Here is a 23,007-nt window from a genome sequence, read left to right as displayed (position 1 = left end):
CGGCATCCGCTTGAATGGGTGCATGACGGATGCGCTCACGGCGTTCTCGGCGGCCACGCGCACGTGGTTCACCGAGGCGTTCCGCGCGCCGACGCCCGTGCAGGCCGGGGCCTGGTCGGCGATCGGGCGGGGGTCGCACGCCCTCGTCGTCGCCCCCACCGGCTCGGGCAAGACGCTCTCGGCCTTCCTCTCGGCCATCGACCGGCTGCATCGCGAGCCCGCCCGTGAGCCGGGCACGCGGGTGGTGTACCTCTCGCCGCTGAAGGCGCTCGGCGTCGACGTCGAGCGCAATCTGCGCGCGCCGCTCACGGGTATCGCCCGGGTGGCCGAGCGGCTCGACGAGACCCCGCCGCCGATCACGGTCGGCGTGCGGTCGGGCGACACCCCGGCCGACGAGCGACGCGCGCTGCAGCGGCACCCGCCCGACATCCTCATCACGACGCCCGAGTCGCTCTTCCTCATGCTGACCTCGCAGGCGCGTGAGACGCTCCGCTCCGTCGAGACGGTCATCGTCGACGAGATCCACGCGGTCGCCGGCACGAAGCGGGGCGCGCACCTCGCCGTGACCCTCGAGCGCCTCGACGCACTGCTGGAACGTCCGGCGCAGCGCATCGGGCTCTCGGCCACGGTGCGTCCCGTCGAAGAGGTGGCGCGCTTCCTCTGCGCGAGCGCTCCCGTCGAGATCGTCGCGCCCCCGGCCGACAAGCGTTTCGAGCTGCGCGTCGTGGTGCCCGTCGAAGACATGGCGCAGCTGCCCGCGAGCGACGACGCCACGGGCTCGATCTGGCCGCACGTCGAACAGGCGATCCTCGATCAGGTGCTCGCGAACCGCTCGTCGATCGTCTTCGCGAACTCCCGCCGCCTCGCCGAGCGGCTGACGGCCAGGCTCAACGAGCTGCAGCTCGAAGAGGTCGAGCGCGAGGAGCTGGCCGTCGCGGCCGCCGCCGGCGGGCCGCCGGCGCAGGTCATGGCGCAGTCGGGGCAGACGAACGGCGCCCCGCCCGTCATCGCCCGGGCGCACCACGGCTCGGTCAGCAAGGAGCAGCGGGCCGAGATCGAGGACGACCTGAAGTCCGGCCGCCTCCGTTGCGTCGTCGCCACCTCGAGCCTCGAGCTCGGCATCGACATGGGGGCGGTCGACCTGGTCGTGCAGGTCGAGGCGCCGCCCTCGGTGGCGAGCGGCCTGCAGCGCCTCGGTCGGGCCGGTCACCAGGTCGGCGAGGTCTCCCGCGGGGTGATGTTCCCCAAGAATCGGGCCGATCTGGTGCACACCGCCGTCGCCTCCGAGCGCATGCTCGCCGGCGCGATCGAGACGCTCCGAGTCCCCGCGAACCCGCTCGACATCCTCGCTCAGCAGACCATCGCCGCGGCGGCCGTCGACGAGCTCGACGTCGAGGGCTGGTTCGCGACGCTCCGCCGTTCGGCGCCGTTCTCCGCGCTGCCCCGCTCGGCGTACGAGGCGACCCTCGACCTCCTGGCGGGGCGCTACCCGTCCGACCGCTTCGGCGAGCTGCGCCCGCGCCTGGTCTGGCACCGCGAGCAGGGCGTCCTCACCGGCCGACCCGGCGCGCAGCGGCTCGCGGTGACGAACGGCGGCACCATTCCCGATCGCGGCATGTTCGGCGTGTTCCTCGTGGGCGCCGACGAAGGCGCGGCGCGCCGCGTCGGCGAGCTCGACGAAGAGATGGTGTACGAGTCCCGGGTCGGCGACGTGTTCGCGCTCGGGGCGACGAGCTGGCGCATCCAGGAGATCACCTTCGACCGAGTGAACGTCGTGCCCGCCTTCGGTCAGCCCGGCCGTGTGCCCTTCTGGAAGGGCGATGCGCTCGGCCGTCCAGCGGAGCTCGGCCGGGCGCTCGGGGCGTTCATGCGCGAGCTCGGGGCCGCCGAGGAGTCGCCGGCGCTCGCCCGGCTCCGCGCCGCCGGGCTCGACGACAACGCCGCACGCAATCTCGTCGCCTTCCTCGCCGACCAGGCGCGCGCCACCGGACAGGTGCCGAGCGACCGCACGCTCGTCGTCGAACGCACCCGCGACGAGCTCGGCGACTGGCGCGTCATCCTGCACTCCCCGTTCGGCATGCCCGTGCACGCGCCGTGGGCGCTCGCCGTCGCGGCCCGGGTGCGCGAGCGGCTGGGTGTCGACGGCTCGGCCGTGGCGTCCGACGACGGCATCATCGTGCGGGTGCCCGACACCGGGGTCGACCCGCCCGGGGCAGAGCTCTTCGTCTTCGAGACGGGCGAGCTCGAGCAGCTCGTCGCCGACGAGGTCGGCGGATCCGCGCTGTTCGCGAGCCGCTTCCGGGAGTGCGCGGCGCGGGCGCTGCTGCTGCCGCAGTACCAGCCCGGCCGCCGCTCACCGCTCTGGCAGCAGCGGCAGAAAGCCGCCCAGCTCCTCGAGGTCGCGAGCGCGTACCCCACGTTCCCGATCATCCTCGAGACGGTGCGCGAGGTGCTGCAAGACGTCTACGACGTGCCCGGGCTCGTCGAGATCGCCGCCGACATCGCGGCGCGGCGGGTGCGGCTCGTCGAGGTCACCACCGACACGCCGAGCCCCTTCGCGAGCGCCCTGCTGTTCGGCTACGTCGGCGCGTTCATGTACGAGGGCGACTCGCCGCTCGCCGAGCGTCGCGCCGCGGCGCTCGCGATCGACCAGTCGCTGCTCGGCGAACTGCTCGGCCGCGTCGAGCTGCGCGAGCTCCTCGACCCCGGCGTCATCGACGAGACCGAGGCCGAACTGCAGCGGCTCGCCCCGGATCGCCGGGCCAAGGGCGTCGAGGGCGTCGCCGATCTCCTACGCGTGCTCGGTCCCCTCCGCGACGACGAGCTCGCGGCCCGGGTCAACGCGGGCACTGACGCCGCGGCCGCCCTGGCCGAGCTCGTCGCGGAGCGGCGGGCGGTGCGGGTCTCGTTCGCCGGCGCCGAGTTCGCCGCGGCGGTCGAAGACGTCGGCCGGCTGCGCGACGCGCTCGGCGTGCCCGTGCCGCCGGGGGTCGCCGCGGCGTTCGGCGAGGGGGTCGCGGATCCGCTCGGCGACCTCGTCGGACGGTACGCACGCACCCACGGGCCTTTCGCAGTCGAAGAGGCCGCCGAGCGCTTCGGCATCGGCGTCGCGGTCGCCCGCGCGGCACTGCGCCGGCTCGCCGACGAGCGCCGGGTCGTCGAGGGGGAGTTCCGCCCGCACGGCACCGCGACCGAGTGGTGCGACGCGGAGGTGCTGCGCCGGCTCCGGCGTCGCTCGCTCGCGGCCCTCCGGCACGAGATCGAGCCGGTGCCGCAGGAGGCGCTCGCGCGCTTCCTCCCGGCCTGGCAGCACGTGGGCGGCACGCTGCGGGGCCTCGACGGCGTGGTCGCCGTCATCGAACAGCTCGAGGGTGCGCGGCTGCCCGCCTCGGCCTGGGAGTCGCTCGTGCTGCCGGCCCGGGTGGCCGACTACTCGCCGGCGATGCTCGACGAGCTGATGGCGGCCGGCGAGGTGCTCTGGGCCGGCTCCGGTGCACTGGCCGGCGACGACGGCTGGGTCACCCTGCACCTGGCCGAGACCGCTCCGCTCACCCTGCCCGCTCCGGCGCCGCTCGAGCTCGACCCGGTGCAACGCGAGCTCCTCGTCGCGCTCGGCTCGGGGGGCGCGTTCTTCTTCCGGCAGCTGGCCGATGCGGTGGGCGCCTTCGGCGAGCTCGAGCACGCGCCCGACGACGCGGCACTGGTCGAGGGGCTGTGGGGGCTGGCCTGGTCGGGGCTCGTCACGGGCGACACCTTCGCGCCCGTGCGCGCGCTGGTCGGTGCGGGGCGCAGCGCGCACAAGTCTTCGCGCCCGGCGCCACGGGCGAGGATGCTCCGAGGCCGTGCGCTGCCCCGGGCCACGATGCCGAGCCGCAGCGGGCCGCCGTCCGTCGCGGGCCGCTGGTCGGTGCTGCCCGTCGCCGACGAGGACGCCACCCGGCGCGCGCACGCGCTCGGCGAGACGCTGCTCGATCGTTACGGCGTGGTCACCCGCGGCAGCGTCGTCGCGGAGGGCGTGCTCGGCGGCTTCGCGCTCGCCTACAAGACCCTGCGCGGCTTCGAGGACTCGGGCCGTTCCCGGCGCGGGTACTACGTCGAGCGCCTCGGCGCCGCGCAGTTCGCCGCGCCGGGCGCCGTCGACCGGCTCCGCGGCTTCACCGAGCCCGCGGGCGACCGCGAGTCCGGCACGGAGCGCCCGCCGGCGCGCCGAACGTCGGACGCCGGGGGCGCGGGCGGTCGCGAGCCATCCGCTTCGGTGCCCCGGCCCGTCGCGCTCGCGGCCACCGATCCGGCGAACGCCTACGGCGCCGCGCTGCCGTGGCCGGACCCGCCGGGGGAGAGCTCGCACCGGGCCGCGCGCAAGGCGGGCGCCATCGTGGTGCTCGTCGACGGCGAGCTCGTGCTGTACGTCGAGCGCGGCGGCAAGACGGTGCTGGCGTACCGCGACGACGAGCAGACGCTGCAGGCCGCAGCCGCCGCGCTCGCGGAGCTCGTGCGCTCGGGCCGCGTGCGCCGGCTCGCCGTGGAGTCGGTCAACGGGGTCTTCGTGCTCGGCACGCCCTTCGGTCGCGCGCTGAGCGCTGCGGGCTTCGGCGAGACCCCGAAGGGGGTGCGGCTCGATGCCCGAAGGTGACACCGTCTATCGGGCCGCCGCGCGGCTCGGGGACGCCCTCGCCGGCCGGGTGCTCGTCCGCAGCGACTTCCGCGTGCCGCGCTACGCGACCGCCGACCTTCGCGGGGAGCTCGTCGAGCAGGTCGTGAGCCGCGGCAAGCACCTGCTCGTCCGCACGCCGTCGTGGAGCGTCCGCAGCCACCTCAAGATGGAGGGCGAGTGGCGGGTCTACACGCCCGGCCAGCCCTGGGGCAAGCCCGCCCACCTCGCGCGGCTCGTGCTCGCGAACGACGAGGCCGTCGCGGTGGGCTTCGAGCTCGGCGAGGTCGAGCTGCTGCCGCGCGACGCGGAGGACGCGGCCCTCGCCAGGCTCGGCCCCGATCTGCTCGGCGACGACTGGGACCCGGTCGAGGCGACCGCGAGGCTCGCCGCACGGGGCGAGCAGCCGATCGCGGTCGCGCTGCTCGACCAGCGCGTCATGGCGGGGCTCGGCAACGTCTACGTGAACGAGCTGTGCTTCCTCCGCGGCATCCGCCCGGAGCGGCCCGTCGCCGAGGCGGGCGACCCGGCGCGGATCGTCGATCTGGCGCACCGCCTGATCCGGGCCAACCGCGAGCGCACCGCACGGGTCACGACCGGCGTCGACCGGCGCGGCGCGCGGCTCTGGGTGTACGGACGGGGCGGGGCGCCGTGCCGGCGCTGCGGCACGCTCGTCGAGCGCGGCGAACTCGGCCGCGGACGCACCGATTCGGTCACCGACCCGCAGGAGCGCGTGATCTACTTCTGCCCGAACTGCCAGCGCTGAACGGCGCGGCTGAACGGGGCGCCGGTGGCGCGCGCGGCTCAGCTGACCGGGCCGGTCCACTTCTCGCCGGGGCCCTGACCGATCGGGTCGGGGATGGGCGAGGTCTCGCGGAACGCGAGCTGCAGCGAGCGCAGGCCGTCGCGCAGCGAGCGGGCGTGCATGTCGCTGATCTCCGGGGCGCCGGCGGTGATGAGTCCGGCGAGGGCGTTGATGAGCTTGCGGGCCTCGTCGAGATCGAGCTGCGAGTCGGGGTCGTCGGCGAGGCCGACCTTCACGGCGGCGGCGCTCATGAGGTGCACCGCGGCCGTCGTGATCACCTCGACGGCGGGCACCTCGGCGATGTCGCGGGTGGCGTCGGCGGCCTCAGCCGCGACCGCTGCGGCGTACTGCTCGGCCTCCTCCCCGTGCGAGTGGGCGGCGGGGGACTCGGCGGAATTGTCGGTCACGGATTTCCTCTGCTAAACTTCTGCGGGCTCCGGGGTTCATCCCCGGTACGAAAGTGGATCTTCTCCCACCCGCGCTGACCGCTCAAGGTTACCGGGTCGTTGCACTCCGCCGGGTCTCGTGAGAGGCCGGGTAGTCAGGGTGCCGCACCAGCCCTCGGAATCCGTTCCGAGGCCGAAGTGCGTGCCAGAATTTCTGGCAAGGAGTGCCGCTCTCGTCGTCGGGCGGCATCCGTCTCCCGATCGGCTTCTGAAGAATGCCTTGAGCAGAGGAGACACGCATCAGCGATCCGCGTACCAATGACCGTATCCGCGTCCCCGAGGTTCGTCTCGTGGGTCCTGGCGGAGAGCAGGTCGGCGTCGTGAAGATCGAGGTGGCCCTGCGGCTCGCGCAGGAGGCGGACCTCGACCTCGTCGAGGTCGCACCGAACTCCCGCCCGCCGGTCGTCAAGATCATGGACTACGGCAAGTACAAGTACGAGGCTGCGCAGAAGGCCAAGGAGGCCCGGCGCAATCAGGCGAACACCATCCTCAAAGAGGTCCGGTTCCGCCTCAAGATCGACAAGCACGACTACGAGACCAAGATGAAGCGCGCCGTCGGCTTCCTGAAGGCCGGCGACAAGGTCAAGGCGATGATCCTCTTCCGCGGTCGCGAGCAGTCGCGTCCCGAGATGGGCGTCCGCCTGCTGCAGCGCTTCGCCGAGGACGTGGCGGAGTTCGGCACCGTCGAGCACACGCCCACCATCGACGGCCGCAACATGGTCATGGTCATCGCTCCGCTCAAGAACAAGTCCGAGGCCAAGGCCGAGGCGAACGCACAGCGTGCTGCGTCCAAGGCGCGACCGGCCGAGGCCGGCGAGCCCGAGGCGCAGACGGCAGAGTCCGGTACGGACGAAGCCTGACACCCCGTCCGTCATTCGTGGCGGCAGATCCAAGGAGAACACGAGATGCCGAAGCAGAAGACCCACTCCGGGTCCAAGAAGCGCTTCAAGATCACCGGCAGCGGCAAGATCAAGAAGCAGCAGGCCGGTATGCGCCACAACCTCGAGGGCAAGTCCTCGGTGCGCACCCGCCGCCTGAACCAGGACAAGGTCGCCGCGGCGCCCGACGCCAAGGTCATCAAGAAGCTTCTCGGCCGCTGAGCCGAAGAGACCCGTAAGGAACACACGTCATGGCAAGAGTGAAGCGCGCTGTCAATGCGCACAAGAAGCGTCGGGTCATCCTCGAGCGCGCCGAGGGCTACCGCGGTCAGCGGTCGCGCCTCTACCGCAAGGCGAAGGAGCAGGTCACCCACTCCCTCGTCTACTCGTACAACGACCGCCGCAAGAAGAAGGGCGACTTCCGTCGCCTGTGGATCCAGCGGATCAACGCGGCCTCGCGTGCGAACGGCCTCACCTACAACCGCCTCATCCAGGGCCTTGGCCTGGCCGGCGTCGAGGTCGACCGTCGCATCCTGGCCGAGCTCGCGGTGAACGAGCCCACCGCGTTCGCGGCGCTCGTCGAGACCGCCAAGAAGGCGCTCCCCGCCGACGTCAACGCGCCTTCGGCCGCGTAACGTCGCTTCGGCACCCGAAGGGCCCGGCATCCTGCACAGGATGCCGGGCCCTTCGTCGTGCGCGCCGGTCCCGCCGCCGCGCGGGCCCGGCGCCCGGATCCGCGTCCAGCGCTCGCTAGGCTGAAGCCATGCTCGAGAACCCCCGTTCGCCGCGCGTCCGCGCCGTGGCGAAGCTCGCGAAGAAGGCCGCCCGCCAGGAGAGCGGACGCTTCCTGCTCGAGGGCCCGCAGTCCGTCGGCGAGGCCCTGACCTTCCGTCCGGAGCTCCTGGAGGAGCTGTTCGCGACGCCGACGGCGCTCGAGCGCCACCCCGAGGTCGCGGAGCGTGCGCGCGAGCACGACATCGAGGTCGAGTTCGTGACCGAGCAGGTGCTCGAGTCGATGGCCGACACGGTCACCCCGCAGGGCTTCGTCGCCGTGTGCCGGCAGTTCCCGACGGCCGTGAAGGACGTGTTCGCCGCCGGGCCGAAGCTCATCGCCATCCTCGAGGAGGTGCGCGACCCGGGCAATCTCGGCACCATCGTCCGCGCCGCCGATGCGGCCGGCGCCGACGCCGTGATCCTCACCGGCCGCGCGGTCGACCTCTACAACCCGAAGGTGGTTCGCAGCTCCACGGGCTCGATCTTCCACCTGCCCGTCGCGGTGGGCGCCGAGCTCGAGGACGTCGTGACCCGTGCGCGCGCCGGGGGCCTCACCGTCCTCGCCGCCGACGTGAAGGGCGACGACCTGCTCGCCGTGCGCACCGAGGGGCTGCTCGCGCAGCCGACAGCGTGGATCTTCGGCAACGAGGCGCGCGGGCTCGACGACGACAAGCTCGCCCTCTCGGACCGTGCGGTGGTCGTCCCGATCTACGGCAACGCCGAGTCGATGAACCTCGCCACGGCCGCCTCCGTGTGCCTGTATGAGAGCGCCTTCGCGCACCGCAGCTGATCACGAATCGGTAAACCCGCCGGGCGAGCTCTGGCGATTCCGGTGCGCTTGTCCCTAACTTGGGGGATATGCAGCGCAGCGAACCCGCCCCGGAGACGTCGAACTTCTCGGTGCGCCGGGGAGAGCCGCTGGTCGTCGTCGACCACGTCGAGAAGCACTACGGCCAGTTCCACGCGCTGAAGGACGTCTCCCTCAGCGTCGATCGCGGCGAGGTCGTCGTCGTCATCGGGCCGTCGGGCTCGGGCAAGTCGACGCTCTGCCGCACGATCAACAGACTGGAGACCTTCACCTCGGGCTCGATCCGCATCGACGGCGACGAGCTGCCGAAGGAGGGCAAGGCGCTCGCGGCGCTCCGCGCCGACGTCGGCATGGTCTTCCAGTCCTTCAACCTCTTCGCGCACCTGACGGTGCTCGACAACGTGACGCTCGGGCCGATCAAGGTCAAGCGGCAGTCGAAGGCGGATGCCGAGCGCGCGGCGCGCGTGCTGCTCGAGCGGGTCGGCGTCGCCCAGCAGGCGGAGAAGCTGCCCGGTCAGCTCTCCGGCGGCCAGCAGCAGCGCGTCGCCATCGCCCGAGCGCTCGCGATGAACCCGAAGGTGATGCTCTTCGACGAGCCGACGAGCGCCCTCGACCCGGAGATGATCAACGAGGTCCTCGACGTCATGGTCGGCCTCGCCCAGGACGGCATGACGATGATCGTCGTCACCCACGAGATGGGCTTCGCCCGGAAGGCGGCCGACCGGGTCGTCTTCATGGCCGACGGCCAGATCGTCGAGGAGGCCGCGCCCGAGGAGTTCTTCACCGCTCCCAAGAGTGCGCGGGCGAAGGACTTCCTCTCGAAGCTCATCACCCACTGAGACGTCCGCGCCCTGCCGCGGCGACCCGAACGACGATACGAAACCAGGAGGATCACATGCGAAGCAGAACACGACTCGCCGGCGCGATCGCCGGCCTCGCGGTCGCGGCACTCGCCCTGACCGGCTGCAACAGCGGGAGCCCCGGAGACCCGAGCGACGGCGCCGGCGACGCGAGCGACGCGCCGCTCTGGGAGGTCGCGAGCGACGTGCAGCTCGAGGGCAGCCCGACCTTCGACGCGATGACGAAGCGCGGCAAGGTCGTCATCGGCGTGAAGAACGACCAGCCCGGCCTCGGCTACGAGGACGCCGCCTCGGGCGAGCGCAGCGGGTTCGACATCGACATCGCGCGCTGGATCGCGGCCTCGCTCGGCTTCGACGAGGACCAGATCGAGTACCAGACGATCCCGTCGGCGAACCGCGAGCAGGCGATCGTGAACGGTGACATCGACTACTACGTCGGCACCTACTCGATCACCGACAAGCGCAAGGAGCAGATCGACTTCGCCGGCCCGTACCTGATCACCGGCCAGGGCCTGCTCGTCGCGGCCGACAACGAGGACATCAACGGCCCGGACGACCTGGCCGGCAAGATCGTCTGCTCGGTGACGGGCTCGACGCCGCTGCAGCGCATCCGCGACGAGTACAACCCGGGCGACACGGTCGAGTACGACACATACTCGCAGTGCGTCGACCAGCTCGTGCAGGGCTCGGTGGACGCCATCACGACCGACGAGGCGATCCTCGCCGGCTACGTGGCGCAGCAGCCCGACAAGCTGAAGATCGCGGGCGAGCCGTTCAGCGAGGAGCGCTACGGCGTCGGCATCGCGAAGGGCGACTCCGAGCTGCAGTCGCACATCAACGAGCTCTTCACCGATGGCGGCGACGTGTGGCAGGCGCTCTTCGACGAGCACCTCGCACCCGCCGGAATCAAGGGCGAACAGCCGGCCGTCGACTGAGCCGGCGCGGGCGGGGGCCGACCGGTCCCCGCCCGCACCGCCGTCCGACCCGATCCGCGGAGGAGCACGATGGGCATCATCACCGACAATCTCGACCTCTGGTCGTCGACCCTGCTCGGCACCCTCGTGCTGTTCGTCGCGGGCGGGCTGCTCGCGCTCGTCCTCGGCACCCTGGTGGGGGCGATGCGGGTGTCGCCCATCCCGGTGGCCCGGGCGGTCGGCACCTTCTACGTCAACACCATCCGCAACACCCCGCTCACCCTCGTCTTCTTCGCCTTCGCGTTCGCGCTGCCGCCGCTGCTCGGCCTCCGGCTCACCGGCGACGTCTCACTGACGCTCGCGATCTGCGCCCTCGGCATCTACACCGCCACCTACGTGGCCGAGACCATCCGCTCCGGCATCAACACCGTGCCGGTCGGCCAGGCGGAGGCGGCACGCGCCCTCGGCCTCACCTTCGGGCAGGTGATGACGCTCGTGGTGCTGCCGCAGGCGTTCCGCTCGGTCATCCCGCCCATGATGAGCGTCTTCATCGCCCTGCTGAAGAACACCACCGTCGCGGCGGGCTTCTCCGTCGTGAACCTCGGCTCGATCCGCAGCTACCTCAGCGAGCGCGGCGAGAACCAGTTCGTGGCGATCCTCTGGGTCATGGTCGTCTTCGTCGTGCTCGTGCTGCTGCTCTCCTGGGCGCAGCGAGCGCTCGAGAACCGTTGGAAGGTGGCGCGATGAGCAGCGTCCTGTACGACGTCCCCGGCCCCCGCGCCATCGCGAGGAACCGCATCCTCGGCGTCATCACCGTGCTCGTGGTGCTCGCCATCCTCGGCTTCATCGTCTGGCGGCTCTGGGACACCGGCCAGTTCTCCGCGGAGAAGTGGGACGCCTTCACCTACTCCAACGTGTGGCTGCAGATCGCGCTCGCCACGGGGCGCACGCTCGCCGCCTTCGCCGTCGCCGCCGTCGGTGCGCTCGCCCTCGGCTTCGCCCTCGCGATCGGGCGGCTCAGCGACCACCCGTGGCTGCGCGGGCCGATCGGCGCGGTCGTCGAGGTGCTGCGGGCGGTGCCCGTGCTGGTGTTCATGTTCCTGCTCTACTACGGGCTCCCGGTGCTCGGCATCCGCATGGAGCCGTTCTGGGCGGTCGTCATCGCGCTCATCGCCTACAACGGCTCGGTGCTCGCCGAGGTGATCCGCGCGGGCGTCGAGTCGCTGCCCCGCGGGCAGAGCGAGGCCGGCTACGCGATCGGCCTGCGCAAGGCGGCCGTGATGCGGCTCGTCCTGCTGCCTCAGGCGATCCGAGCGATGATGCCGGTCATCATCGCCCAGCTCGTCGTCACGCTGAAGGACACGGCGCTCGGCTACATCATCACGTACCAGGAGCTGCTGTTCTACGCCCGCTACATCGGCTCGCAGTCGACGTACGGTTCGCCGATCGTCCCGGCGACGATCGTGGTCGGCGCCATCTACATCGCCCTGTGCCTCATCCTCTCCTTCGTGGCGAACCGGGTGGAGCGCCGGCTGCGGCGGACGGCGAAGCTCGGCAAGGGCGTCGCCCCGGCGGACGACGCCATGACGGCGACGCGCGCCGTCGCCGTGCAGGCCGGGCTCGACGACCCCGAGCCGCGCCGCTGAGCGCCCGGCACCGCCCGGTGGCAGCGGCCGACTAGACTCGATCTTCGTGCCAGAGCCCACTGAAATCACCGAGCCCGCGGTCGCCGCGGCCGTCGACGCCGCCCTCGCGGCGATCGCCGCCGCCGACGACTCCGCCGCGCTTAAGCAGGTCCGCGCCGAGCACACCGGCGAGAAGTCGCCGCTCGCTCAGCTGAACGCCCTGCTGCGCAGCGTCCCCAACGAGCAGAAGGCCGCCCTCGGCAAGCTCGTCGGCAGCGCGCGCGGCCGGGTGAACCAGGCGTTCGCGGCCCGCGAGGCGGAGATCACCGCCGCCGAGGCCGAGGCGCGCCTCGCCGCTGAGGCCGTCGACGTGACGGCGCTGCCCTCGCGGACGACCGTCGGCGCCAGGCATCCGCTCACCCTGCTCCAGGACCGCGTGGCCGAGATCTTCACCGGCATGGGCTGGGAGATCGCGGAGGGCCCCGAGGTCGAGAGCGAGTGGTTCAACTTCGACGCGCTGAACTTCGACCCCGACCACCCCGCGCGCGCGATGCAGGACACCTTCTTCATCGACCCGCCCGAGCAGCACCTCGTGCTCCGCACGCACACGAGCCCCGTGCAGGTGCGCTCGATGCTCGAGCGCGAGGTGCCGATCTACGTGCTCGCGCCCGGCCGGGTCTACCGCACCGACGAGTTCGACGCGACGCACCTGCCGGTGTTCATGCAGTTCGAGGGGCTCGCGATCGACCGCGGGCTGACGATGGCGCACCTGAAGGGCACCCTCGACCACTTCGTCAAGGCCGTCTTCGGCGAGGAGGCGAAGATCCGCCTCCGCCCGAGCTACTTCCCGTTCACGGAGCCGAGCGCGGAGCTCGACTTCTGGCACCCGACGTTCAAGGGCGGTGCGCGCTGGATCGAGTGGGGCGGCTGCGGCATGGTCCACCCGAACGTGCTCCGCTCCGCGGGCATCGACCCGGAGGTGTATTCGGGCTTCGCGTTCGGCATGGGCATCGAGCGCGGGATCATGCTCCGCAACGACGTCTCGGACATGCGCGAGATGGTCGAAGGCGATATCCGCTTCTCCCAGCAATTCGGAATGGTGGTCTGACGATGCGAGTGCCGCTCAGCTGGCTCGCCGAATACGTCGAGCTCGTCCCCGGGACGACGCCCGAGGACGTCCACGCCGCCCTCGTGAAGGTCGGTCTCGAAGAAGAAGAGGTGCACGGCTTCGAGCTGCAGGGCCCGATCGTCGTCGGCGAGGTCCTCGACTTCGTCGAGGAGCCGCAGTCCAACGGCAAGACGATCCGCTGGTGCCAGGTCCGCGTCGCGCCCGAGGGCGAGACCGCGGCCGACGGCGGGGATGCCGTGCACGGCATCGTCTGCGGCGCGCGCAACTTCTTCGCCGGCGACAAGGTCGTCGTGACCCTGCCCGGCTCGGTGCTGCCCGGCCCGTTCCCGATCGCCGCGCGCAAGACGTACGGGCACGTGTCCGACGGCATGATCGCCTCGGCGCGCGAGCTCGGCCTCGGCGAGGACCACGACGGCATCCTCCGGCTCGCGGAGCTCGGCATCGACGCACCTGTCGGCAGCGACGCGATCGAGCTGCTCGGCCTGAACGACGCCGCGGTCGAGATCAACGTGACGCCGGATCGCGGCTACGCCTTCTCGATCCGCGGGGTCGCGCGCGAGTACGCGCACGCCACGGGGGCCGCGTTCCGCGACCCCGTCGCCCAGTCGGCGCCGGCGGATGCCTCGGGCGAGGCCTTCCCCGTCGTGATCGCCGACGATGCGCCGATCCGCGGTCGCGTGGGCTCCCACGTCTTCGCGACCCGCATCGTGCGAGGGGTCGACCCGGCGCGGCCGACGCCGCCGTGGATGGTCGCGCGGCTGAAGCTCGCCGGCGTGCGCTCGCTGTCGCTGCTCATCGACATCACGAACTACGTGATGCTCGAGTTCGGCCAGCCGATGCACGGCTATGATCTCGACACCCTCGTCGGCGGCATCACCGTGCGCCGGGCCCGCGAGGGCGAGACGATCGAGACGCTCGACGGCAAGCAGCGCGCGCTGCACCCCGAAGACCTGCTGATCACCGACGAGGCCGGCCCGATCGGCATCGCCGGGGTGATGGGCGGCGCCCGCACCGAGATGAGCGACGCGACCAAGAACGTCCTCATCGAGGCCGCGAACTTCGACACGGTGTCGATCGCGCGCGCCGCCCGCCGGCACAAGCTGCCGAGCGAGGCTTCGCGCCGCTTCGAGCGCGGCGTCGATCCCGAGATCGCCGCGGCCGCCGCGAGCCGGGTCGCCCAGCTCATGGTCGACCTCGCCGGCGGCACCGCCGACCCGGTCGGCGGACTGATCGACGAGACGCCTGCACGCGAGCGGATCGCGCTGCCAGACGGCTACGTCTCCGGCCTCATCGGCGTCGAGTACACCGACGCCGAGATCCGCGACGCCCTGGCCGAGATCGGGGCCCGGGTCGAGGACGCCGAGGGCGGGCTCTCCGTCACTCCGCCGAGCTGGCGCCCCGACCTCACCGGCAAGGCCGAGCTCGCCGAGGAGGTGGCCCGGCTGGTCGGGTACCACCGCATCCCCTCCGTGCTGCCGGTCGCGCCTCCTGGGCGCGGGCTCACCCGGGCCCAGCGGCTGCGCAAGCGCACCGCCGACGTGCTCGCCGCGGGCGGCGGCACCGAGGTGCTCGCGTTCCCGTTCGTCGCCGAGCACGACAACGCCCTGTTCGGCAGCGTCGACGGGGAGCCCGTCGCCTCGGTCCGCGTCGCGAACGCGCTCGACGCCAGCCGCCCGTTCCTGCGCCGCTCGCTGCTGCCGGGGCTGGTCGAGATCGCGCGCCGCAATCTGTCGCGCGGGCTCGTCGACCTCGAGCTGTTCGAGCTCGGCCTGGTCTTCCTCCCCGAGTCCGGCCGCGAGTACGGCACCGCGGAGCTGCCGGCCGCCGGCGCGCGCCCGAGCGACGCCGAGCTGGCGGCGCTCATCGACGGCATCCCCCCGCAGCCGCGCCACGTCGCGGTGCTGCTCACGGGCGACGTCGTCGCGAAGCAGCCCGGCCAGCCGGCCGTCCCCGCCGGGCTCGTGGACGTCCTCGATGCGGTGCGACGCATCGCGCTCGCGACCGGGGGCGAGATCGAGATCGTGCAGGGGCGCCACCAGGCGATGCACCCGGGTCGCACCGCGGAGCTCCGGCTCGGTGGCGCCAGCATCGGCTTCGCGGGCGAGCTGCACCCCGCGATCGCCGAGGCGGCCGACCTCCCGCGCGTCGTCGCCGTCGCGGAGCTCGACCTCGACGCCCTCATCGAGGCGACCGACCGCACGATGGAGGCCAGCCCGCTCGGCACCCACCCCGCGGCGACGCAGGACCTCTCCCTCGTCGTGCCGGTCGAGACGCCGGCCGCCGAGGTCGGCGCCGCCGTGCGCGAGGGCGCCGGTGAGCTCCTCGAAGCGCTGCACCTCGTCGACGACTACCGGGGCCAGGGCGTGGCCGAGGGCAGCAAGAGCCTCACCTTCGCGCTCCGGTTCCGGGCGGCCGACCGCACGCTCACCGCGGCGGAGGCGAGCGAGGCGAAGCTCGCCGGTGCCCGCCTCGCGGCCGAGCGCTTCGGCGCGGCGATCCGCGACTGAGCCGCGGAGCACCGTCCGTACGGCCCCGCCCGGCACTCGCCGGGCGGGGCCGCACGTCATCCGGCGACCTCCGGTTTGGCATCCCTCCCACGGAGTCGGTAGGGTCGCAGCATGTCCTCCCTTCGGTCCCTCGCCGCGGCGCAGCCTCTGCGCGCCGCCGCGCTGCGCGACCGACGCCGGGGCGCTCGCCGACGCTAGGCGACCCCGTGCACGGCGATGCCGCCGTGCACCGGTGTCGCCGGAGCCGACCCACGACCGCTCAGACCTTTAAGGTGGACTCATGACCTACTCCGTCGCCGTCTCCGGCGCGTCCGGCTATGCCGGGGGAGAGATCCTCAGGCTCCTCGCCGACCATCCCGAGTTCGAGGTGCGCACCGTCACCGCGCATCAGAACGCCGGCCAGTCGCTCGTGCAGGTGCAGCCGCATCTGCGCAGCTACACGCATCTCACGCTGCAGGAGACGAGCGCCGCGACCCTCTCCGGTCACGACCTCGTCTTCCTCGCCCTGCCGCACGGCGCCTCGGGCGCGATCGCGGCGGAACTCGCCGACGACGCCCTCGTCGTCGACTGCGGCGCCGATCACCGCCTCGAGAGCGCCGCCGACTGGGCCGCGTTCTACGGCGGCGACTTCCACGGTGCGTGGACCTACGGCGTCCCCGAGCTGCCGCGGCTCTCCGGCACCCAGCGCGACCGGCTCGCGAAGACCCGGCGCATCGCGGCTCCCGGCTGCAACGCGTCCACCGTGGCGCTGTCGCTCGCGCCCGGCATCCGGGCCGGGGTCGTCGAACCGACCGACCTCGTGAGCGTCCTCGCCGTCGGTCCGTCGGGCGCCGGCAAGAGCGCGAAGACGCATCTGCTCGCCTCCGAGATCCTCGGCTCCGCGAACCCGTACGCGGTCGGCGGAACGCACCGCCACATCCCCGAGATCCAGCAGGCGCTCCGCTGGGCGGGTGCGGCCGAGCCCACGATCTCGTTCACCCCGGTCATCGTGCCGATGTCCCGCGGCATCCTCGCGACCTCGACCGCGCGCATCGTGCCGGGCACGAGTGCAGCGACCGTCCGGGCCGCCTGGGAGGACGCGTACGCGGGGGAGCGCTTCGTCCAGCTGCTCCCCGAGGGCCAGTTCCCGCGCACCGCCGACGTGCTCGGTGCGAACACGGCGCTCATGGGCGTCGCCGTCGACGAGGCCGCGGGCCGGGTCGTCGTCGTCACCGCCGTCGACAACCTCGTGAAGGGCACCGCGGGTGCCGCCATCCAGTCCGCCAACCTCGCGCTCGGTCTCGCCGAGTCGACCGGCCTCCCCGTGAACGGAGTCGCCCCGTGACCGTCACCGCCCCCGCAGGATTCGAGGCGGCGGGGATCGCCGCCGGCATCAAGCGCTCCGGCGCACTCGACCTCGCCGTCGTCGTGAACCGCGGCCCCGCCCAGCAGGCGGCGGTCGTCTTCACCGCGAACCGGGCGCAGGCGAACCCCATCCTCTGGTCGAAGGAGGCGGCGAAGGACGGCCTCGTCTCCGCCGTCGTCCTGAACTCCGGCGGAGCCAACTGCTTCACCGGGCCCGAGGGCTTCCAGGTCGTGCACCGCACCGCCGAGGCCGCGGCGGCAGCGCTCGGCGTGGCCGCCGGCGACGTCCTCGTCTGCTCGACCGGCCTCATCGGCGAGCAGCTCGACGGCGAGATCCTCGAGGAGGGCGTGCTGTCCGCGGTGGCCCGGCTCGGGGCCGACGAGGGGTCCGGCGACGACGCCGCGCGCGCCATCATGACGACCGACACGAAGCCGAAGACCGTGATCGTCGACGGCGCCGGGTGGCGCGTCGGCGGCATGGCGAAGGGCGCCGGCATGCTGGCGCCGGGGCTCGCGACGATGCTCGTCGTGCTCACGACCGATGCGGTGCTCGACGCCGCGGCGCTCGACCGGGCGCTGCGCAGCGCGACCCGGGTGAGCTTCGATCGGCTCGACTCCGACGGCTGCATGTCGACGAACGACCAGGTCACGCTGTTGTCGAGCGGGGCCTCCGGCGTCGTCCCCGACGAGGCGGAGTTCGCCGACGCGCTCGCCCGGGCCTGCCTCGACCTCGCCGCCCAGCTGCAGGCCGACGCCGAGGGCGCGAGCCACGACATCACCATCGAGGTGCGCGGCGCGGTCACCGAGGACGACGCGGTCGAGGTCGGCCGCTCGGTCGCCCGCAACAACCTCTTCAAGGCGGCGATCTTCGGCAACGACCCGAACTGGGGCCGCGTGCTCGCCGCGATCGGCACCACGACCGCCCCGTTCGACCCCTACCTCGTCGACGTGTCGATGAACGGCGTGCGCGTCTGCCACGCCGGCCGCCCCGATCGCCCGCGCGACGAGGTCGACCTCACGCCGCGCGCGACGCACGTGCTCATCGAGCTGCACAACGGCCCGGCGACGGCGACGATCCTCACCAACGACCTCACGCACGACTACGTGCACGAGAACAGCGCGTACGCGAGTTGAGCATGACCGAGCAGCGCGATACCGGCGCAGACGCGGATGCCGCGTCGAAGGCGCAGACCCTGATCGACTCCCTGCCGTGGCTGAAGCGCTTCCACGGCGAGACGATCGTCGTGAAGTTCGGCGGCAACGCGATGGTGAGCCCCGAGCTCCAGCGCGCCTTCGCCGAGGACATGGTCTACCTCCGCTACGCGGGCGTGAAGCCCGTCGTCGTGCACGGCGGCGGCCCGCAGATCTCCTCGATGCTCGGCCGGCTGGGCATCGAGAGCGAGTTCCGCGGCGGGTACCGGGTGACGACCCCCGAGACGATGGACGTCGTGCGCATGGTGCTCTCCGGGCAGGTGAACCGGGAGCTCGTGAGCCTCATCAACGAGCACGGCCCGCTCGCTTCCGGCCTCTCGGGCGAGGACGCCGGCCTCTTCACTGGCCGCCGCCGCGGCGCCGTCGTGGACGGCGAAGAGGTGGACCTCGGCCTCGTCGGCGACGTGGTCGCGGTCGACCCGGCGCCCGTGCTCGCACAGCTCGCGGCGGGGCAGATCCCGGTGGTCTCCTCGATCGCGCCCGACGGCGACCACCCCGGGCAGTCGCTCAATGTGAACGCCGACTCGGCGGCCGCCTCGCTGGCGGTCGCGCTCGGCGCGGCGAAGCTCGTCATCCTGACCGACGTCGCGGGCCTCTACCGCGATTGGCCGAACCGCGACTCGCTCGTCTCGATGATCGACGCCGACGAGCTGGCGGCGCTGCTGCCCTCGCTCGAGTCCGGCATGATCCCGAAGATGACCGCGTGCCTCGAGGCGGTGCACGGCGGCGTCGCGAAGGCCGCGATCATCGACGGCCGGGAGCCGCACTCGATCCTGCTCGAGGTGTTCACCACCCAGGGCTCCGGCACGGAGGTCGTGCCGGCGACGACGAAGGAGACCGCGGCATGACCGCCTGGCAGCCGCGCTTCGAAGCGCGCATCATGCGCTCGATCGGGCTTCCGCTCGCGAAGCTCGAGCGGGGCGAGGGGGCGTGGGTCTGGGACGACCAGGGCACCCGCTACCTCGACTTCCTCGCCGGCATCGCGGTGAACGCCCTCGGCCACGCGCACCCGGTGTTCGTGCAGGCCGTCTCCGAGCAGGCGGCGAAGCTCGCGCACGTCTCGAACTACTTCACGACTGAGCCTGCGCTCGAGCTCGCCGAACGGATCGTGCGACTCGCCGGCGCGGGAGACGAGGGCCGGGCCTGGTTCGGCAACTCGGGCGCCGAGGCGAACGAGGCCGCGTTCAAGCTCGCCCGACTCAACAACGGGGGCGGTGGCCGGACGCGGGTGCTCGCGCTCGTCGACGCCTTCCACGGGCGCACCATGGGCTCGCTCGCCCTCACGGGCAAGCCGCAGATGCGGCAGGCCTTCGAGCCGCTGCCCGGCGGCGTCGAGCACATCCCAGCGACGATCGAGGCGCTCGAGGCCGCCGTCGACGACGCGGTCTCCGCACTGATCCTCGAGCCGATCCAGGGCGAGGCCGGCGTGGTCGAGCTCCCGGAGGGCTACCTCGAGGCCGCCCGCGAGCTCACCAGCCGGCACGGCGCCCTGCTCATCGTCGACGAGATCCAGACCGGTGCGGGCCGCACCGGCGCCTGGTTCGGCTTCCAGCACGCGGGCATCACACCCGACGCGATCACGGTCGCGAAGGGCATCGGCGGCGGGTTCCCGATCGGCGGCCTCGTCACCTTCGGTCACGCCTCCGAGCTGTACCAGAAGGGCATGCACGGCTCGACCTTCGGCGGCAACCCGCTCGCGACCGCGGTCGCGAACGCGGTGCTCGGCGAGATCGAGCGCGCCGGGCTCGTCGAGAACGCCGCGCGGCGCGGGATCGAGTTGCGCGAGCGCGTGCTCGCCCTCGGCTCGCCCCTCGTCTCCGGCGTCCGCGGGCGCGGGCTCCTCGTCGGCGTCGGTCTCGCCGAGCCGGCGGCCCAGGCCGTCGTCGCCGAGGCGATGCGCGAGGGGCTCATCGTGAACGCCGCCAACGACCACACCATCCGGATCGCGCCGCCGCTCACGATCGGCGACGCGGAGCTCGACGAGTTCGAGGCGCGGTTCGGCCGCGCGCTCGCCGCCGTCGCCGGATGACCGCACGCAACGAACGGATGCCGATGACCCGCCACTTCCTCCGCGACGACGACCTGAGCCCGGCCGAGCAGGCCGAGGTGCTCGAGCTGGCCGCCCGGCTCAAGGCCGACCGCTACGCCGAGCGCCCGCTCGCCGGCCCGCAGACGGTCGCCGTGCTCTTCGACAAGACCTCCACCCGCACCCGCGTCTCCTTCTCGGTCGGCATCGCCGACCTCGGCGGCGTTCCGCTCGTGATCAGCTCCTCCGAGAGCCAGCTGGGCGGCAAGGAGTCGGTCGCCGACACCGCCCGCGTCCTCGAGCGGATGGTCTCCGCGGTCGTGTGGCGCACCTACGCCCAGTCGGGCCTCGAGGAGATGGCGGCGGGCACCACGGTTCCCGTCGTCAACGCCCTCTCCGACGACTTCCACCCCTGCCAGATCCTCGCGGACTTGCAGACCGTGCGCGAGCGCAAGGGCGAGCTCGCCGGCCTCACCCTCGCCTACTTCGGCGACGGGGCGAACAACATGGCGCACTCCTACCTGCTCGGCGGCGTGACCGCCGGCATGCACGTGCGCATCGCCGCCCCGGCGGACTACGCCCCGCGCGCCGACCTCGTCGCCGATGCCGAGCGCATCGCCGCGCAGACCGGCGGCTCGGTGACCGTGACGACGGATGCCTCGGCCGCGGCTCGCGGCGCCGACGTGATCGTGACCGACACGTGGGTCTCCATGGGCCAGGAGAGCGAGAAGGCGGAGCGGCTCGCGACCTTCGGCGACTATCGGGTGACGGCGCGGCTCATGGCCGAGGCCGACGCCGAGGCGGTGTTCCTGCACTGCCTGCCCGCGTACCGCGGGGTCGAGGTCGACGCCGAGGTCATCGACGGGCCGCAGTCCGTCGTCTGGGACGAGGCCGAGAACCGGCTGCACGCGCAGAAGGCGCTGCTGGCCTGGCTGCTCGCGAAGCAGGAGGAGGCACGATGACCGACGGCACGAACGCCGAGGCCCACGGCACGAACGAGGGCTCGCTCTGGGGCGCCCGCTTCGCGAGCGGCCCCGCGCCCGAGCTCGCCCGGCTCTCGAAGTCGACGCACTTCGACTGGCAGCTCGCCCGCTACGACCTCGCCGGATCCCGAGCGCATGCCCGCGCGCTCGCCGCTGCCGGGTACCTGCAGGCGGCCGAGCTCGATGGCATGCTCGCCGGTCTCGACGCCCTCGAAGCGCGCATCGAGACGGGCGAGCTCGTCGCCGCCGAGTCCGACGAGGACGTGCACGGCGCGCTCGAGGCGGCGCTCATCGAGGTCATCGGACCCGAGCTCGGCGGCAAGCTCCGCGCGGGTCGCAGCAGGAACGACCAGATCGCGACGCTCGTGCGGCTGTACCTGAAGGATCACGCCGCCGTCATCGGCCGCGAACTGGTGCACCTGATCGACGCGCTCGTCGCGCAGGCCGACGCGCACCCCTCGGCGATCATGCCGGGGCGCACGCACCTGCAGCACGCGCAGCCGGTGCTGCTCGCGCACCACTTGCTTGCGCACGGTTGGGCGCTGTCGCGCGACCTCGAGCGACTCGTCGACTGGACGAAGCGCGCCGACGTCTCGCCGTACGGCGGGGGAGCGCTGGCCGGATCGACCCTCGGGCTGGACGCCGCCGCCGTGGCGAGCGACCTCGGCCTCGCGAGCCCCGCGCCGAACTCGATCGACGGCACGGCGAGCCGCGACGTGGTCGCGGAGTTCGCCTTCGTCGCCGCCCTCATCGGCATCGACCTCTCGCGCGTCTCCGAGGAGATCATCCTCTGGAACACCCGCGAGTTCGGCTTCGTGACTCTCGACGACGGCTACTCGACGGGCTCGTCGATCATGCCGCAGAAGAAGAACCCCGACATCGCGGAGCTCGCCCGCGGCAAGTCCGGCCGCCTCATCGGCAACCTCACCGGGCTGCTCGCGACGCTGAAGGCGCTGCCGCTCGCGTACAACCGCGACCTGCAGGAGGACAAGGAGCCCGTCTTCGACTCGGTCGAGACGCTCGAGGTGCTCCTGCCGGCCTTCACCGGCATGGTCGCGACGCTCACCTTCCACACCGAGCGGATGGCCGAGCTCGCGCCCGCCGGCTTCTCACTGGCGACGGATGTCGCCGAGTGGCTGGTGAAGCGCCACGTGCCGTTCCGCGACGCGCACGAGATCACGGGCGCGCTCGTCCGTGCCGCGGAGGAGCGCGGGCTCGGCCTCGAGGACCTCGACGACGCCCAGCTCGCCGCGGTCTCGCCGCACCTGGTCCCCGAGGTGCGCGAGGTGCTCTCGGTCGAGGGCTCGGTCGCGAGCCGCGACGGCATCGGCGGCACCGCGCCCGCGCGCGTCGCCGAGCAGCTCTCGGCGCTCGCCGATCGCGTGCGTCAGCTGGTCGGGCAGCTCCCGGAGGCCGTGCACTGAGCGAGCTCACGACGATGCCGCGCTCGTTCTTCGAGCGCGACCCCGTCGAGCTCGCGCCGCTGCTGCTCGGCGCCGTGCTGAGCCATGAGACGGCCGACGGGCGGGTCGCGATCCGCCTCTCCGAGGTGGAGGCGTACCGCGGCGTCGGCGAGGATCCCGGCTCGCACTCGAACCGGGGCCTCACGCCGCGCACCGCGGTGATGTTCGGCGAGGCCGCACACCTGTACGCCTACTTCAGCTACGGCATGCACACCTGCCTGAACATCGTGTGCCGGTCCGCGGGCGAGGCCTCGGCCGTGCTGCTGCGCGGCGCCACCGTGGTCGAGGGGATCGAGCTCGCACGGGTGCGTCGGGGCGGAGCGCCGGATCGCGAGCTCGCCCGCGGACCCGCGCGGCTCTCCATCGCGCTCGGCGTGCCGCTCACCGCGACGGGGGCGGATCTGCTGGCGCCGCCGTTCGAGCTTCGCATGCCGGGCGCGCCCGTCCCGTTCGCGACGGGACCGCGCACCGGCGTGAACGGGGCGGGCGGCGGCACGGCGTATCCGTGGAGGTTCTGGATCCCGGGGGATCCGGGCGTCTCCCCGTACCGCAGGCACGCCGGCGCGCACGCCTGAGCGCGTT

The 23,007-nt window shown here is 72.7% G+C and carries 20 protein-coding genes; 19 read left to right on the top strand and 1 reads right to left on the bottom strand.

Annotated features, from left to right (window positions below):
• Positions 1 to 22 precede the first annotated feature (22 nt).
• Both MTP13_RS15790 and MTP13_RS15785 read left to right on the top strand, forming a co-directional pair.
• Positions 23 to 4,633 carry an ATP-dependent helicase gene (locus MTP13_RS15790; RefSeq protein ID WP_243568619.1) on the top strand — a complete coding sequence of 1,537 codons (4,611 nt, stop codon included), beginning with the start codon at positions 23 to 25 and terminating at the stop codon, positions 4,631 to 4,633.
• On the top strand, positions 4,620 to 5,417 hold the full coding sequence (locus MTP13_RS15785) for a DNA-formamidopyrimidine glycosylase family protein (RefSeq protein ID WP_243568618.1): 798 nt from the start codon (positions 4,620 to 4,622) through the stop codon (positions 5,415 to 5,417). The genes MTP13_RS15790 and MTP13_RS15785 overlap by 14 nt, the downstream gene beginning before the upstream one ends.
• 38 nt (positions 5,418 to 5,455) lie before the next feature.
• Here the strand turns inward: MTP13_RS15785 and MTP13_RS15780 are convergent, their stop codons facing one another.
• Positions 5,456 to 5,863 (bottom strand): DUF1844 domain-containing protein, encoded by a 408-nt coding sequence (locus MTP13_RS15780; RefSeq protein ID WP_189086015.1) that lies wholly within the window; start codon positions 5,861 to 5,863, stop codon positions 5,456 to 5,458.
• Between the two features lie 278 nt (positions 5,864 to 6,141).
• On the opposite strand from MTP13_RS15780, the gene infC reads away from it, so the two are divergent.
• The 17 genes from infC (at position 6,142) to MTP13_RS15695 (ending at position 23,000) form a co-directional block, all read left to right on the top strand.
• Positions 6,142 to 6,762 carry a translation initiation factor IF-3 gene (gene infC / locus MTP13_RS15775; protein ID WP_189086189.1) on the top strand — a complete coding sequence of 207 codons (621 nt, stop codon included), beginning with the start codon at positions 6,142 to 6,144 and terminating at the stop codon, positions 6,760 to 6,762.
• Between the two features lie 45 nt (positions 6,763 to 6,807).
• A complete protein-coding gene (gene rpmI, locus MTP13_RS15770; protein WP_243568617.1) occupies positions 6,808 to 7,002 on the top strand; it encodes a 50S ribosomal protein L35 in 195 nt (64 codons plus the stop codon).
• Positions 7,003 to 7,031: 29 nt separating this feature from the next.
• Entirely contained in the window at positions 7,032 to 7,415 is a 384-nt protein-coding gene (rplT, locus tag MTP13_RS15765; RefSeq protein WP_189086013.1) for a 50S ribosomal protein L20, read from the top strand.
• A 128-nt stretch (positions 7,416 to 7,543) separates the two neighbouring features.
• Entirely contained in the window at positions 7,544 to 8,344 is an 801-nt protein-coding gene (locus MTP13_RS15760) for a TrmH family RNA methyltransferase (protein ID WP_243568616.1), read from the top strand.
• A 68-nt stretch (positions 8,345 to 8,412) separates the two neighbouring features.
• Positions 8,413 to 9,201, top strand: coding sequence for an amino acid ABC transporter ATP-binding protein (locus tag MTP13_RS15755; RefSeq protein ID WP_424221784.1), 789 nt, complete (start codon positions 8,413 to 8,415; stop codon positions 9,199 to 9,201).
• A 56-nt stretch (positions 9,202 to 9,257) separates the two neighbouring features.
• On the top strand, positions 9,258 to 10,157 hold the full coding sequence (locus MTP13_RS15750; protein WP_243568615.1) for a glutamate ABC transporter substrate-binding protein: 900 nt from the start codon (positions 9,258 to 9,260) through the stop codon (positions 10,155 to 10,157).
• A gap of 69 nt (positions 10,158 to 10,226) precedes the next feature.
• Positions 10,227 to 10,883: an amino acid ABC transporter permease gene (locus MTP13_RS15745; protein WP_189086010.1), complete on the top strand. Its 657-nt coding sequence runs from the start codon at positions 10,227 to 10,229 to the stop codon at positions 10,881 to 10,883.
• A complete protein-coding gene (locus tag MTP13_RS15740) occupies positions 10,880 to 11,782 on the top strand; it encodes an amino acid ABC transporter permease (RefSeq protein ID WP_230766639.1) in 903 nt (300 codons plus the stop codon). Before MTP13_RS15745 ends, MTP13_RS15740 begins: the two co-directional genes overlap by 4 nt.
• Positions 11,783 to 11,828: 46 nt before the next feature.
• Positions 11,829 to 12,869, top strand: coding sequence for a phenylalanine--tRNA ligase subunit alpha (pheS, locus tag MTP13_RS15735; protein WP_243568614.1), 1,041 nt, complete (start codon positions 11,829 to 11,831; stop codon positions 12,867 to 12,869).
• A gap of 2 nt (positions 12,870 to 12,871) precedes the next feature.
• Positions 12,872 to 15,397 (top strand): phenylalanine--tRNA ligase subunit beta, encoded by a 2,526-nt coding sequence (gene pheT / locus MTP13_RS15730; RefSeq protein WP_243568613.1) that lies wholly within the window; start codon positions 12,872 to 12,874, stop codon positions 15,395 to 15,397.
• 280 nt (positions 15,398 to 15,677) lie between these two features.
• Positions 15,678 to 16,721: an N-acetyl-gamma-glutamyl-phosphate reductase gene (gene argC / locus MTP13_RS15725; protein WP_243568612.1), complete on the top strand. Its 1,044-nt coding sequence runs from the start codon at positions 15,678 to 15,680 to the stop codon at positions 16,719 to 16,721.
• Positions 16,718 to 17,875: a bifunctional glutamate N-acetyltransferase/amino-acid acetyltransferase ArgJ gene (argJ, locus tag MTP13_RS15720; RefSeq protein ID WP_243568611.1), complete on the top strand. Its 1,158-nt coding sequence runs from the start codon at positions 16,718 to 16,720 to the stop codon at positions 17,873 to 17,875. Before argC ends, argJ begins: the two co-directional genes overlap by 4 nt.
• 2 nt (positions 17,876 to 17,877) lie before the next feature.
• Positions 17,878 to 18,801 (top strand): acetylglutamate kinase, encoded by a 924-nt coding sequence (gene argB / locus MTP13_RS15715; protein WP_243568610.1) that lies wholly within the window; start codon positions 17,878 to 17,880, stop codon positions 18,799 to 18,801.
• Entirely contained in the window at positions 18,798 to 19,982 is a 1,185-nt protein-coding gene (locus MTP13_RS15710) for an acetylornithine transaminase (RefSeq protein WP_243568609.1), read from the top strand. Before argB ends, MTP13_RS15710 begins: the two co-directional genes overlap by 4 nt.
• A gap of 23 nt (positions 19,983 to 20,005) precedes the next feature.
• The gene (gene argF, locus MTP13_RS15705) at positions 20,006 to 20,941 is read left to right on the top strand and encodes an ornithine carbamoyltransferase (protein WP_243570866.1); all 936 of its coding nucleotides are present in this window, start codon (positions 20,006 to 20,008) and stop codon (positions 20,939 to 20,941) included.
• A complete protein-coding gene (gene argH, locus MTP13_RS15700; protein WP_243568608.1) occupies positions 20,938 to 22,386 on the top strand; it encodes an argininosuccinate lyase in 1,449 nt (482 codons plus the stop codon). The genes argF and argH overlap by 4 nt, the downstream gene beginning before the upstream one ends.
• Before the next feature lie 14 nt (positions 22,387 to 22,400).
• The gene (locus MTP13_RS15695) at positions 22,401 to 23,000 is read left to right on the top strand and encodes a DNA-3-methyladenine glycosylase (RefSeq protein ID WP_243568607.1); all 600 of its coding nucleotides are present in this window, start codon (positions 22,401 to 22,403) and stop codon (positions 22,998 to 23,000) included.
• Positions 23,001 to 23,007: the final 7 nt, after the last annotated feature.

Source organism: Agromyces soli (assembly GCF_022811605.1).
GTDB classification, from domain to species: Bacteria; Actinomycetota; Actinomycetes; order Actinomycetales; family Microbacteriaceae; genus Agromyces; species Agromyces soli.
The sequence above is the reverse complement of the archived record's forward strand: the minus strand, read 5'-3'. Positions and strand labels throughout refer to the sequence as shown.

Coding starts and splice junctions, on each gene's coding strand:
- rplT (WP_189086013.1), top strand. CDS start 7,032: ATGGCAAGAGTGAAGCGCGCTGTCAATGCGCACAAGAAGCGTCGGGTC.
- MTP13_RS15710 (WP_243568609.1), top strand. CDS start 18,798: ATGACCGCCTGGCAGCCGCGCTTCGAAGCGCGCATCATGCGCTCGATC.
- argC (WP_243568612.1), top strand. CDS start 15,678: ATGACCTACTCCGTCGCCGTCTCCGGCGCGTCCGGCTATGCCGGGGGA.
- MTP13_RS15790 (WP_243568619.1), top strand. CDS start 23: ATGACGGATGCGCTCACGGCGTTCTCGGCGGCCACGCGCACGTGGTTC.
- MTP13_RS15750 (WP_243568615.1), top strand. CDS start 9,258: ATGCGAAGCAGAACACGACTCGCCGGCGCGATCGCCGGCCTCGCGGTC.
- argF (WP_243570866.1), top strand. CDS start 20,006: ATGACCCGCCACTTCCTCCGCGACGACGACCTGAGCCCGGCCGAGCAG.
- argH (WP_243568608.1), top strand. CDS start 20,938: ATGACCGACGGCACGAACGCCGAGGCCCACGGCACGAACGAGGGCTCG.
- MTP13_RS15755 (WP_424221784.1), top strand. CDS start 8,413: ATGCAGCGCAGCGAACCCGCCCCGGAGACGTCGAACTTCTCGGTGCGC.
- pheT (WP_243568613.1), top strand. CDS start 12,872: ATGCGAGTGCCGCTCAGCTGGCTCGCCGAATACGTCGAGCTCGTCCCC.
- MTP13_RS15695 (WP_243568607.1), top strand. CDS start 22,401: ATGCCGCGCTCGTTCTTCGAGCGCGACCCCGTCGAGCTCGCGCCGCTG.
- MTP13_RS15760 (WP_243568616.1), top strand. CDS start 7,544: ATGCTCGAGAACCCCCGTTCGCCGCGCGTCCGCGCCGTGGCGAAGCTC.
- rpmI (WP_243568617.1), top strand. CDS start 6,808: ATGCCGAAGCAGAAGACCCACTCCGGGTCCAAGAAGCGCTTCAAGATC.
- MTP13_RS15740 (WP_230766639.1), top strand. CDS start 10,880: ATGAGCAGCGTCCTGTACGACGTCCCCGGCCCCCGCGCCATCGCGAGG.
- MTP13_RS15745 (WP_189086010.1), top strand. CDS start 10,227: ATGGGCATCATCACCGACAATCTCGACCTCTGGTCGTCGACCCTGCTC.
- MTP13_RS15785 (WP_243568618.1), top strand. CDS start 4,620: ATGCCCGAAGGTGACACCGTCTATCGGGCCGCCGCGCGGCTCGGGGAC.
- argB (WP_243568610.1), top strand. CDS start 17,878: ATGACCGAGCAGCGCGATACCGGCGCAGACGCGGATGCCGCGTCGAAG.